Below are 12,199 nucleotides of genomic sequence, written 5' to 3'. Positions count from 1 at the left end.
TCAGTCTTCCCGGGTCACGCGCAGCACCTCTTCGAGGCTGGTCTGCCCCTTGAGTACCTTGTCGATGCCGTCGCGGCGGATGCTGGGGGTGTGACCCCGGATCAGCCGCTCGATGGCCAGCTCGCCGCTGGCGCTGTGGATCGCCTCGCGCACCGCTTCGTCGATCACCACCAGCTCATGAATACCGGTCCGGCCGCGATAGCCGGTGTGGTTGCACTGCTCGCAGCCCACCGGCCGCCACACCTGCTGATCCGGCGCCAGCTCGATGCCCATGGCCAGACGCTCCTGCTCGGTGATGGGGCGCGGCGCGCGGCAATCGGGGCAGAGGGTGCGCACCAGCCGCTGGGCCAATACCGCCAGCAGTGAGGAGGAGAGCAGGAAGGGCTCGATGCCCATGTCCCGCATCCGGGTGATGGCACCGATGGCGGTGTTGGTGTGCAGGGTCGACATCACCAGGTGACCGGTCAGCGACGCCTGCACCGCTATCTGGGCGGTCTCGAGGTCGCGAATTTCCCCCACCATCACCACGTCCGGGTCTTGGCGCAGAATGGCGCGCAGGCCGCGGGCGAAGGTCATGTCCACCTTGCTGTTGACCTGGGTCTGGCCCACCCCTTCGAGGTCATATTCGATAGGATCTTCCACCGTGAGAATGTTGCGATCCCGCGAGTTGATCTCGGAGAGCGCCGCATACAGGGTGGTGGACTTGCCCGAACCGGTCGGGCCCGTCACCAGAATGATGCCGTGAGGCTTGCGAATGAGCTCGCTGATGATGTTGCGGTTGGCCAGCGTCATGCCGAGCTGCTTGAGCTCGAGCCGCACGTTGTTCTTGTCGAGCAGTCGCAGCACCACCCGCTCGCCGTAGCTGGACGGCATGGTGGAGACCCGCACGTCCACCGCCCGGCCGCCAATGCGCAACGAGATGCGACCATCCTGCGGCACCCGCTTCTCGGCGATGTCCATCCGCGACATGACCTTGATGCGCGACACCAGCAAGGAGGCGAGCTTGCGATGGGGGCGCAGGATCTCCCGCAGCACCCCGTCGATGCGAAAACGGATCACCAGGGCCCGCTCGAAGGTCTCGATATGGATGTCGGACGCCTCTTCTTTTATCGCCTCGCTCAACATGGCGTTGATGAGGCGGATGATGGGGGCGTCGTCGTCGGCATCCAGCAGGTCTTCACTCTGGGGCAATTCTTCGGCCAGCGCGAAGAAGTCCATCTCGTTGCCGAGATCCTCCATCAGCTGGCGCGCCTCGGAGGAGTCGCGCTGGTAGTGGGCCATCAGCAGCTCTTCGAAGGCCTCGCCGTCCATCTGCTCCACCGTGAAGGCGCAGCCTGCCACCCGCCGCACTTCCAGCAGGGTTTGCGGCGTCACGCCCTGGCGGCAGAGCAGCACCGGGGCCCCCTGCCGCTCGGTCAGGATCACCCCGAAGTTGCGGGCGAAGGCAAACGGCAGCTCGGGCAGGGCTGCCGGCATGTCGACGCCATCCAGCTGGTATGCCGCCATTACTTGTTACCCACGAATGGCTGGGACCCGCCGCTCGTCTGCGGGGCCGACTGCATCTGCTGGAGCTGCTTCTGCGCCTCGGGCGACATGGTCACGTCCTGGCCGTACTCGGGCAGCACCTGGCGCTTGGGCGAGGTGAGGTACCCCTCCTGCGCCGCCGCCTCCTGCTGCTCGGAGCGGAACTGGGAGTACTTGTTGCTGGAGAGGCTGGTGTAGATGTCTGCATCCCGCAAAATGGTCGGCCGGATAAAGACCATCAGATTGCGTTTGGCGGTGGTATTGGTGGTGGAGCGGAACAGATAGCCCAGCACCGGGATGTCGCCGAGCAGCGGCACCTTGGAGACCTTCTCCTGATTCTGTTCGTCCATCAAGCCGCCCAGCACCACGGTCTCGCCACTCTTCACCAGCACAGCGTTCTTGATGGTGCGGGTATCGAAGGTCGGGCCCAGATCGGCGGAACCAGTCGCCTGTTTCTGCGCCACGCTGGAGACCTCCTGCTCGATGTTGAGCAGCACGGAATCCCCCTCGTTGATCTGCGGCGTCACCACCAGCTTGGTACCCACCGTCTTGCGTTCGATGGTGTTGAACACCTGATCGCTGGTGGTGGAGCTCTGGGAGCCGCTCTTCACCGGTACTTCCTGGCCGACGTTGAAGGAGGCTTCCTTGTTGTCCATGGTGACGATACTCGGGGTGGAGAGAATATCGCTCTTGGTATTGGTCGACAGGGCCGTCACCAGCGCGGCCCAGTTGCCCTTGTAGAAGCCGGCCGCCATACCGTTAAAACCTTTGGCCAGCTCAGCCAGTCCGGTGGTGGTGCCGTTCTTCTGATAATCCTTGGCCGCGATGGCCACCGAACCGATGGGCAGGTTGGTGTCGGTAAACTGGGTGCCGCCGCCATTGGTGTTGGCCCACTGCACCCCGAGGTTGAGGCCGTCGCCATCGGCGATCTCGACGATGATCGCCTCCACCAGCACCTGGGCACGGCGGATATCGAGCTTGGCGACCACCTGCTCCAGCTCGGCCATCACGTCCGGCTGAGCGGTGATCACTAGGGCATTGGTGGTCTCGTCGGCGGAGATGGCCAGCTTGCCGCCACCGATGCTGGCACCGCCACCCCCTGTGGTGGTGGCCGCGCCGCCCTTCTTGTCCGCTTCGATGCTGGAGCTGACGCCTTTGAGCACCTCCACCAGATCCTTGGCCTTGCCGTACTTCAGATAGAAGACCCGGGTGTTGCCCTGGCTCTGCAGGTCACGGTCCAGCTGGTGCACCATCTGGATGATGCGGGCGCGCGCCTTGGGCTCGCCGCTCACCACCACCGAGTTGGTGCGCTCGTCGGCCACCACCTTGGGGGCCAGCAGCAGGGAGGTGTTGCCGCCCTGGTTGTTGCCGTCCTTGTTGAGGTTGGTTACCAGCCGCACCATCTCGCCGGCGGAGGCGTACTTGAGCTTGACGATGTCCACTTCCTGGTCGCCCGCCTTGTCGACCCGGCGTACCACTTCCACCAGCCGGTTGACCACGGCGGCGCGGCCGGTGATCAGCAGCACGTTGGAGGGGTCGTAATGGACCACGTTGCCACCGCCGGCGTTGTCATTGAGCTGGCGCAGCAGCGGCGCCAGTTCGCGCACCGAGACGTTGCGCACCGGTACAACCCGGGTCACCATCTCGTCGCCGCTGCCGGGGTTGCTCTCGTCCACCACCGGGATGGCGGAGGTCTTGGCATCCTTGGAGCGCACCACCTTGAGCACGCCGTTGTCCATCGGGACCACGGCGAAGCCATAGACGTCGAGCACGCTCAGGAAGAACTGGTAGTACTGGTCTTCGTTGAGCAGGTCATAGCTGCGGACGTTGATCTTGCCGCGCACCGAAGGCTCGATGATGATGGTCTTGTTCAGGTTCTTGCCGACCGTGTTGATGAACTCTTCGATGTCGGCATTCTTGAAGCTGGCGGAATATTCGGTGGCCCAGGCAGAACCTGCCATCATCAGCGCCGCAGCCACGGTGGCCAGACGCCAGCCCTTCCCTTTATTTATCATTCTTGGTGCTACTCCAAATCATTATTCTGACAAGCCGACATAAACGTCGTAGAGCTGTCCTTGCCGCTCGACGGTGACGGTCATTTCCGTTGCGCCAGCCACCTGCTGCATCGCCTGCATGGCCTGAGCGTTATCCCGCAGATCCAGCCCATTGATGCTGACCGCCATGTCGTTGGCGACCAGCCCCAGTTGATTGAACAGTTCCGGATTGCTGCCCGGATTGAGGCGATAGCCGACCATGCGGCCATCGACCCGGACCGGGGAAATATTGAGGTAATCGGTGATCTTGCCGGGGTTGCCCATCAGCTCGTTGCGTACCGAGGAGAGCTTGCCGTCCTGGTTGCCCGGCTTGGGCAGCGGCTTGCCGTACTCTTCCCCGTCCAGCATCAGGGTTTCGTCGCGGCCGTCCCGCTCGATGATGACCCGATCCGGGAACACCTGGCGGATCTTGGCCTGGGTACCATCGATGAGATCACCGATGCCGTAGGAGTTCTGCAGCCCGTTGTGGGCGATGATGGCAATGGATTTGGCGGGATCCGAGCTCGCCAGCACGCCGTTGAGCTGGGCGTTGAGCTGGGTCTTGGGAGCATCGGCTGCGACAACATCGGCCGCCTGGGCCTGCTGTTTGGCCTTGCCGAACAGTGCCAGCCGGCTGACGCCGCTCAGGTCGAGCCGGTTTGCACCCTGGCTCTGATTGGCGACCACCGACGGTTGCCAGGACTGGCTGACGGGCCGGCTGCCGAGATCCAGCAGACGCCAGGTGAGACCGGCACACTGGTGGGCCAGCAACAGCAGCAGAAGCCAGAACAGAGGCTGGCTGAATCGGGAGAGTGGCACGGTTTTACAACGGGCCAGAAGGGAGCTCAACAAGTCATCCCTGAACGGTAGCGTCATGTTTATCAATATTTTCTGGCATCCAAATCGGTTGGCTATTGTGTACGGCAATGGACCCAGAGACAACCGACCGGATGGGATGAAGCTGCGAAAATTGACATTCCGTCACACCATCAGCCCCCCTGTTTCTATCCCGGGGCCCGCCTCTGGTATAATCAGGCACCCCTTTCAGCCATTCCGGAGTCGATTCATGCCGAACCCCGCAGAAACCCCAGCCCTGGTCCGTCTCGACAAGTGGTTGTGGGCGGCACGTTTTTACAAGACCCGCAGCCTGGCCCGCGACCAGATTGAAGGGGGCAAGGTGCATTACAACGGCCAGCGCAGCAAACCGGGCAAGCATGTCGAGGTCGGCGCTCTCATTCGCTTCTGGCAGGGTCAGGACGAACGGGAAGTGCGGGTGCTCGAGGTGAGCGAGCAGCGCAAGTCCGCCCCGCTGGCCCAGCAGCTCTATGAAGAGACCGAGGCCAGCCTGAAAAAGCGGGCCGAAAACAGTGAGGCACGCCGCTTCAACAGCCAGTTTGCGCCAAGCCCCGAGCGTCGCCCCGACAAGCAGGAGCGACGCCAGCTGATCAAGGTCAAGCAATATTGACCCGCCAAGATGGCCCTTTTATGACGACAGTTGCCGGAATAAGTTCCTAACCAGCTGTTTATTAATGTTTTTATCTATTTACCCCACCGAAGAACCCAGGAATGCATGATGAGTAACCAAGATCTCCTGTATCGCTATCTGTTCGAAGAGTACGAAGTCCGGGGCGAGCTGGTCCAGCTGGACCACACCTACCGCCACGTGGTTGAGGCCCAGAACTACCCGGTACAGGTGCAAAAACTGCTGGGTGAACTGCTGGTCGCCACCAGCCTGCTGACCGCCACCCTCAAGTTCGAAGGCTCCATCACGGTGCAGCTGCAGGGCAACGGCCCGGTACGGCTGGCCGTCATCAACGGCGACAACAACCAGCAGCTGCGTGGTGTGGCCCGCTATGAAGGGGAACTGCCGAGCGACGACAAGCTGCAGAGCCTGATCGGAGAAGGCCAGCTGGTCATCACCATCACCCCGGAACAGGGTGAACGCTATCAGGGCATCATAGCGCTGGACGCCGACACCCTGGCCGGCTGCCTGGAGCACTACTTCGCCCAGTCCGAACAGCTGGCGACCAAGCTGTGGATCCGCACCGGCTACCACCAGGGTGAGCCGCGCGCCGCCGGCATCCTGCTGCAGGAACTGCCCGCCCAGAGCGAGGATCACAGCGACGATTTCGAGCACCTGACCCAGCTCACCAGCACCATCAAGGATGAAGAGCTGTTCGGGCTGGAAGCGGAAGAGATCCTCTACCGCCTCTACCACCAGGACAAGGTGCGGGTGTTCGATCCGCAGGCGGTCGAGTTCCGCTGCACCTGCTCCCGCGCTCGTTGCGAAGGGGCTCTGCTGCAGATAGAGAAGGAAGAGGTCATGGAGATGGTGCAGGAACTCGGCAAGATCGACATGCACTGTGATTATTGCGGCGCCCAGTACCAATTTGATGGGATCGACGTCGAAACCCTGTTCAGCAGGGCTCCCGGTAATGATGCAAACAAGTTACACTAATTGAAGGCGGGCAAAACCCGCCTTTAACTTAAATAACAAAAAAATACCCTATTTTATAAAGTTTGATGGCGATCGCTAAACTCTACCACCTAAGTGATAGGATGAACGCCAGATAGAACCCTACCAACCTCTGAACCCAGGAGAATACAATGACAATCGTGGCAGAACCCACCCTGGCCAAGCAATTAGGACTGGACCAGTACGGTATCAAGAACTCCACTGAAATCCTGCGCAACCCTTCCTACGACCAGCTGTTTGCGGAAGAGACACGTGCCGACCTGGAAGGGTTCGAGCGCGGCGTAGTGACCGAACTGGGCGCCGTCAATGTCAATACCGGCATCTTCACCGGCCGCTCCCCTAAAGATAAATATATCGTCAAAGACGCCACTACTCAGAATACTGTGTGGTGGTCTGACCAGGGTAAAAACGATAACAAAGCCATCAGCCCGGAAGTGTGGTCACATCTGAAATCCCTGGTGACCAAACAGCTCTCCGGCAAGCGCCTGTTCGTGGTCGACGGCTTCTGCGGTGCCAACCCGGATACCCGCCTGGCCGTGCGCATCATCACCGAGGTGGCCTGGCAGGCGCACTTCGTGAAAAACATGTTCATTCGCCCGAGCGATGAAGAGCTGAAAACCTTCAAACCGGACTTCGTGGTGATGAACGGTGCCAAGTGCACCAACCCGAACTGGAAGGAGCAGGGTCTCAACTCCGAGAACTTCGTCGCCTTCAACCTGACCGAGAAGATCCAGCTCATCGGCGGCACCTGGTACGGTGGCGAGATGAAGAAGGGGATGTTCTCCATGATGAACTACTTCCTGCCCCTGCGCGGCATCGCCTCCATGCACTGCTCCGCCAACGTGGGTCAGGACGGTGACGTGGCCATCTTCTTCGGCCTGTCCGGTACCGGCAAGACCACCCTCTCCACCGATCCCAAGCGTCAGCTGATCGGCGATGACGAGCACGGCTGGGACGACGACGGTGTGTTCAACTTCGAAGGCGGCTGCTACGCCAAGACCATCAAGCTTTCCAAGGAAGCCGAGCCGGACATCTACAACGCCATCCGTCGCGATGCGCTGCTGGAGAACGTGACCGTGGCGGCCGACGGCACCATCGACTTCGACGATGGCTCCAAGACCGAAAACACTCGGGTCTCCTACCCCATCTATCACATCGAGAACATCGTCAAGCCGGTCTCCAAGGCGGGTCACGCCAACAAGGTGATCTTCCTGACCGCCGACGCCTTCGGCGTGCTGCCCCCGGTCTCCAAACTGACCAAGGAGCAGACCAAGTACCACTTCCTGTCTGGCTTCACCGCCAAACTGGCCGGTACCGAGCGCGGCATCACTGAGCCGACCCCGACCTTCTCCTCCTGCTTCGGCGCAGCCTTCCTCTCCCTGCACCCGACCAAGTACGGTCAGGAGCTGGTGAAACGGATGGAAGCCGCCGGCGCGGAAGCCTACCTGGTCAACACCGGCTGGAACGGCACCGGCAAGCGCATCTCCATCAAGGATACCCGCGCCATCATCGACGCCATCCTGGATGGCTCCATCGAGAAGGCCGAGACCAAGGTGCTGCCGATCTTCAATCTGGAAGTGCCGACCGCCCTGCACGACGTGAACCCGGCGATCCTCGACCCGCGCGACACTTACGCCAACAAGGCCGAGTGGGATGCCATGGCGGTTGACCTGGCAGGACGCTTTATCAAGAACTTCGAGCGCTTCACCGACAATGAAGAGGGCAAGCGTCTGGTAGCAGCAGGCCCGCAGCTGTAACAGCCAGCCCGTTTACTGCCAATCTAATACCGGTCAGCCCAGCTGACCGGTATTTTTTTGAGCAGAGCGCGGCGTTTGACTCCCGCCAAACCTTGCCTTGTGGGCCCTTGCGCGTTAGATTCAGCCCAACTTTATACAATATACAATTTTGTAACGATTCCCCTGTGACCCGATCATGACCCCACCCTACAAGACCCGTACCCAAATGGTGATGGAAAACCTCCGTGGCCGGATCCTGCGCGGTGAGTTTCCCGCCGGCGCCCCCCTGCGCCAGGACGCCATCGCCAAGGAGCTGGCGGTGAGCCGCATTCCGGTGCGCGAAGCCCTGATGCAGCTGGAAGCGCAGGGGCTGGTGAAGTTCGAGGCCCACCGTGGCGCCGTGGTCACCATGCTGGACGCAGCGGCCATCGAGGAGCTCTTTTATTTGCGAGCCCTGCTGGAAGCCGATACCCTGTTCCACGCCGTCGACCTGATGACGGAGGAGACCTTCGCCAGGGCGCAGGCGATCCTCGCCCAGTTCGACCAGGCCCTCGAGTCGGGCACCCAGATCGAACGCTGGGCCGAACTGAACCACAGTTTTCACGCCACCCTCTATCAGGCCGCCGGCCGCCCCCAGGCACTGGAGCTGATCGCCCAGATCAATCTGAGCTGTGACCGCTATGTGCGCTTCGAGCTGCTGTTCGCCAGCGATGGCGTCGACAAGGCAGAGCGCGAGCACGCCCAGCTGCTGGAGCTGTGCCGCGCCCGCCGCAAGCACGAGGCGGTGGTACTGCTCAAGCAACATATCGAGGCGGCTGGCCAGTCCATCAAGCGGATCCTGGATAGCGGCCACAACCACTGAACACTCACATCACAACAATCTGGCATTAACGACATGAATCATTTCGAGATTATTGAAACCCGCGTCGCCCAGGTCAGGGCCGAACTGGCCATGATGGAGCTGGACGCCTTCATCGTCCCCCACGACGACGAGCACCTGGGGGAGTACATTCCCGCCTACGCCGAGCGACTGGACTGGATCACGGGTTTCAACGGCTCCGCCGGCCTCGCCATCATACTGGCGCAGCGGGCGGCCCTGTTCATCGATGGTCGTTACACGGTGCAGGCCCGCATGCAGGCACCGGCCGAGATCTTCGAGTTTCTCCATCTGGTGGAAGATCCCCATGTGCAGTGGCTGGCCGAACAACTGCCGTCAGGCGCCCGGGTCGGCTTCGACGCCCGCCTGCACAGCCTGGCCTGGTATCACAATGCCAAGGCGGTGCTGACCGAGCGCGGCATCGAGCTGGTGCGCGTGGAGCAGAACCCCATCGATCTGCACTGGAGCGATCGCCCCGCCCCCACCAAGAACCCGGCCATCCTCTACAGCGAAGCGCTGGCGGGCCAATCCAGCCAGGCCAAGCGCGAGATGCTGGCCAGCGATCTGCGCAAACGCGGGCTTGATGCGGTGCTGCTGACCCAGGCCGAGCCCATCAACTGGCTGCTCAACCTGCGTGGTCGCGACGTGGAGCGGCTGCCGGTGGTGCTGGGCTTTGCTGTGCTCTACGCCAACGCCACCATGGATTTCTTCGTCGACACCGACAAGATCGACTGCTTCGCCTTCAGCCAGCACGTGGGGCAGGATGTCTCCGTCTACCCCATCGACAAGCTGGGTGACGTGCTGCAGCGCATCGGCGAGGATCAGCAGAAGGTACTGGCCGATCCCAACACCGCCAACGCCTGGACCCAGCTGGTCATGGAAGAGGCGGGCGCCATCCTGGTGGCCGGTCAGGACCCGACCATGCTGCCCAAGGCATGCAAGAACGAGGTGGAGCTGGCCGGCATGCGCGCCGCCCATCTGCGCGACGGCGTCGCCGTCACCCGCTTCCTGGCCTGGCTGGATCGGCTGATCGCCAGCGGCGAGTTCGACGGGGTGGATGAAGGCACCCTGGCCGACCAGCTGGAAGCCTTCCGCCGCGAGCAGGAGCACTATGTCGAGCCGAGCTTCGACACCATCTCGGCGCTCGGCCCCAACGCCGCCATGTGCCACTACCGCCACACCAACGGCACCCCGCGCACCTTTGGCCAGGACAGCATCTATCTGGTGGACTCCGGCGCCCAGTATCTGGACGGCACCACCGACATCACCCGCACCATCAAGGTGGGTGAGCTGACCGACGAGCACAAGGCGATGTTCACCCGGGTACTGCAGGGTCACATCGCGCTGGATCAGGCCCGCTTCCCGCGCGGCACCGCCGGCATCCAGCTCGACGTGCTGGCCCGCCAGCCGCTGTGGCAGGCCGGTTACAACTACGACCACGGCACCGGCCACGGTGTCGGTCACTTCCTCAGCGTGCATGAAGGCCCGCAGCGCATCGCCCCCAAGGGCAGTCTGGTGGCCCTGCAGCCGGGCATGGTGCTCTCCAACGAACCGGGCTACTACCGGGAAGATGCCTTCGGCATCCGTTGCGAGAACCTGGTGGTGGTCACCGAGCAGGAACAGATCGGCGAGCTGCCGATGCTCGGCTTCGAGCGGCTGACCTATGTACCGTTCGATACCCGCCTCATCGATCGCAGCCTGCTGAGCCCGGCCGAGTTCCGCTGGATCAACGAGTATCACGCCGAGGTCTACCGCCGCCTGAGCCCGCTGCTGGAGGGCGAGGATCTCGCCTGGCTGGAGCAGGCAACCAGCCTCATCTAAGCGCAGATAACGCTGCTTGTCTGATGAAACAGGGCCCGCGGGCCCTGTTTTTTTGCCCGCCGGTTTGACCTGTATCAAGACCCCGTCGCCCCAGGTCCGGACAATGCTCGGCATGACGACCCATCACTCCCACCCCGCGCGCCCGGCCCGTGCCGACAAGGCGCCCGTGCATCCCAGGCTCAAGCGGGAGCAGCAGACGGTCAGCGCCATGATCCGCCTCTACTGCGACCACCATCATCAGGATCCCGCCTGCCGGCACTGCCAGCAGTTGCAGGAGTTCGCCCACCAGCGGCTGCGCCGCTGCCGCTATGGTCACGGCCACAAGCCCACCTGTGCCAACTGCCACATCCACTGCTATGCCCCGGCCATGCGCAAGCAGATCCAGCTGGTGATGAAGTGGAGCGGCCCGCGCATGCTGTGGCATCACCCCTGGCTGGCCCTGTGCCACCTGCTGGACAGCCGCCGCAAGGCCCCCAAACGACCGGGCAGCCGTCCCCTGCCGCCCTGAGTCGGGGCCGCCCTGCCGCTCAGCGCCCCAGACCCGCTTGCATCAGTCCCGCGGGCCCACTACCCTGTGGCTCCTTTTTGACTGCCGCCCGGCAGCACGTACGACACCACAGGAGCCCGGATGCACCAGCCCCCCGTTTTGAGAGTGGCGCGCCACACCGACATGCACGCCATCTGGCAGATCGACGTCAATGTATTCGGGGAGGATGTCTATCCCGGCTTCTTCTTCCGCCAGGCCATGGATCTGTGGCCCGAGCTGCTGCTGGTGGCCGAGCTGGACGGCAAGCTGCTGGGCTATGCCCTGGGTGGACTGGGACAGGATCGGTCGCAGGGCTGGCTGCTCTCCTTGGCTGTGCTGCCGGAGGCGCGCGGCTTCGGCCTGGCCGAACGCATGATGCTGCAGGTGGAGCAGTCACTGCTGACACTGGGGATCGAGCGGGTCAGACTGACGGTGGATCCGGCCAATCCGGCCCAACGCCTCTACTTTCGACTCGGTTATCAACAACTGGCCGAGGAGCGCGACTATTTCGGCCCGGGGGAGGATCGCCTGCTGCTGGAAAAACGGCTCGACTGAGCCGGCGGTGACGGGGTTTGCGGGGCCCGGGCCTTATAATTGGTTACACTTTGCTGGTTTCATGCTCAATCCGGTTGGCGTAGAGTTGAATCACTGACCGAACAAACCAGATTAGATGCCAGCCCAGGAGGCCCATCATGTTGAAACGCATTACCCTCATCGCCCTGTTGGCCACCACCACCGCCACCACCCTCAGCGGCTGTGCCAACAGCGACGTCTACTCCGGTGACGTCTACACCAAGGATCGCGCCAAGCAGGTGCAGACCGTCAGCTACGGCACCATCCTCTCCACCCGCCCGGTCAAGATCCAGGCCGATGAAAACTCGCTGATCGGCACCATCGGCGGCGCCGTGGTTGGCGGCCTGCTCGGCAGCACCATTGGCGGCGGGCGCGGCAGCGACATCGCCGCGGCCGGTGGCGCCATCGCGGGTGCGGCAGCCGGCAAGGCGGCCGGTGACAAGCTCAACCAGGTGGACGGCGTCGAACTCGAGATCAAGAAAGAGAACGGCGAATCCATCGTGGTGGTGCAAAAGGCCAGCCCCACCTTCGTACCGGGCGCCCGGGTCCGCATGACCCAGGGCAACGGCACCATCAACGTGGCCGTGGTCAACTAAGCCCTCCGCCCATGAAAAAGCCCTCGCAGTGCGAGGG

General features: G+C 62.6%; 11 protein-coding genes. 8 read left to right on the top strand and 3 right to left on the bottom strand.

The annotated features are described in order from the left end of the window. Genes exeE through exeC form a run of 3 tightly spaced genes read right to left on the bottom strand, consistent with a single transcriptional unit; the run spans position 1 to position 4,409 of the window. The gene (exeE, locus tag C2U40_RS00940; protein ID WP_029301892.1) at positions 1–1,506 is read right to left on the bottom strand and encodes a GspE family T2SS ATPase variant ExeE; all 1,506 of its coding nucleotides are present in this window, start codon (positions 1,504–1,506) and stop codon (positions 1–3) included. Next, entirely contained in the window at positions 1,506–3,539 is a 2,034-nt protein-coding gene (gene exeD, locus C2U40_RS00935; RefSeq protein WP_103827352.1) for a GspD family T2SS secretin variant ExeD, read from the bottom strand. Before exeD ends, exeE begins: the two co-directional genes overlap by 1 nt. A 21-nt stretch (positions 3,540–3,560) precedes the next feature. Then, complete coding sequence (exeC, locus tag C2U40_RS00930) at positions 3,561–4,409, bottom strand: GspC family type II secretion system variant ExeC (RefSeq protein WP_272481873.1); 849 nt, start codon at positions 4,407–4,409, stop codon at positions 3,561–3,563. 214 nt (positions 4,410–4,623) lie between these two features. Between exeC and hslR the strand changes: the two genes are divergently transcribed. The 8 genes from hslR (at position 4,624) to C2U40_RS00890 (ending at position 12,162) form a co-directional block, all read left to right on the top strand. Continuing rightward, on the top strand, positions 4,624–5,022 hold the full coding sequence (hslR, locus tag C2U40_RS00925) for a ribosome-associated heat shock protein Hsp15 (protein WP_041216200.1): 399 nt from the start codon (positions 4,624–4,626) through the stop codon (positions 5,020–5,022). Between the two features lie 108 nt (positions 5,023–5,130). Then, positions 5,131–6,015, top strand: a complete 885-nt coding sequence (gene hslO / locus C2U40_RS00920; protein ID WP_024943636.1) for an Hsp33 family molecular chaperone HslO — start codon at positions 5,131–5,133, stop codon at positions 6,013–6,015. 149 nt (positions 6,016–6,164) lie between these two features. Further along, positions 6,165–7,790: a phosphoenolpyruvate carboxykinase (ATP) gene (gene pckA, locus C2U40_RS00915; protein ID WP_103827351.1), complete on the top strand. Its 1,626-nt coding sequence runs from the start codon at positions 6,165–6,167 to the stop codon at positions 7,788–7,790. Between the two features lie 175 nt (positions 7,791–7,965). Beyond that, a complete protein-coding gene (locus C2U40_RS00910; RefSeq protein ID WP_011704535.1) occupies positions 7,966–8,631 on the top strand; it encodes a GntR family transcriptional regulator in 666 nt (221 codons plus the stop codon). Positions 8,632–8,664: 33 nt separating this feature from the next. Further along, complete coding sequence (locus tag C2U40_RS00905; protein WP_103827350.1) at positions 8,665–10,467, top strand: aminopeptidase P family protein; 1,803 nt, start codon at positions 8,665–8,667, stop codon at positions 10,465–10,467. A 112-nt stretch (positions 10,468–10,579) separates the two neighbouring features. After that, positions 10,580–10,975 (top strand): nitrous oxide-stimulated promoter family protein, encoded by a 396-nt coding sequence (locus C2U40_RS00900; RefSeq protein WP_019840812.1) that lies wholly within the window; start codon positions 10,580–10,582, stop codon positions 10,973–10,975. Positions 10,976–11,095: 120 nt separating this feature from the next. Further along, on the top strand, positions 11,096–11,548 hold the full coding sequence (locus tag C2U40_RS00895; protein ID WP_039215349.1) for a GNAT family N-acetyltransferase: 453 nt from the start codon (positions 11,096–11,098) through the stop codon (positions 11,546–11,548). Positions 11,549–11,685: 137 nt separating this feature from the next. Then, complete coding sequence (locus C2U40_RS00890; protein WP_005308463.1) at positions 11,686–12,162, top strand: glycine zipper 2TM domain-containing protein; 477 nt, start codon at positions 11,686–11,688, stop codon at positions 12,160–12,162. Positions 12,163–12,199 lie beyond the last annotated feature (37 nt).

The organism is Aeromonas sp. ASNIH4 (assembly GCF_002934425.1).
Lineage (GTDB): Bacteria > Pseudomonadota > Gammaproteobacteria > Enterobacterales > Aeromonadaceae > Aeromonas > Aeromonas hydrophila.
Note: the sequence above shows the minus strand (reverse complement) of the source record. Positions and strands in the feature narration are given on the sequence as shown.

Coding starts and splice junctions, on each gene's coding strand:
- C2U40_RS00910 (WP_011704535.1), top strand. CDS start 7,966: ATGACCCCACCCTACAAGACCCGTACCCAAATGGTGATGGAAAACCTC.
- C2U40_RS00895 (WP_039215349.1), top strand. CDS start 11,096: ATGCACCAGCCCCCCGTTTTGAGAGTGGCGCGCCACACCGACATGCAC.
- hslO (WP_024943636.1), top strand. CDS start 5,131: ATGAGTAACCAAGATCTCCTGTATCGCTATCTGTTCGAAGAGTACGAA.
- C2U40_RS00890 (WP_005308463.1), top strand. CDS start 11,686: ATGTTGAAACGCATTACCCTCATCGCCCTGTTGGCCACCACCACCGCC.
- pckA (WP_103827351.1), top strand. CDS start 6,165: ATGACAATCGTGGCAGAACCCACCCTGGCCAAGCAATTAGGACTGGAC.
- C2U40_RS00900 (WP_019840812.1), top strand. CDS start 10,580: ATGACGACCCATCACTCCCACCCCGCGCGCCCGGCCCGTGCCGACAAG.
- C2U40_RS00905 (WP_103827350.1), top strand. CDS start 8,665: ATGAATCATTTCGAGATTATTGAAACCCGCGTCGCCCAGGTCAGGGCC.
- exeD (WP_103827352.1), bottom strand. CDS start 3,539: ATGATAAATAAAGGGAAGGGCTGGCGTCTGGCCACCGTGGCTGCGGCG.
- exeE (WP_029301892.1), bottom strand. CDS start 1,506: ATGGCGGCATACCAGCTGGATGGCGTCGACATGCCGGCAGCCCTGCCC.
- hslR (WP_041216200.1), top strand. CDS start 4,624: ATGCCGAACCCCGCAGAAACCCCAGCCCTGGTCCGTCTCGACAAGTGG.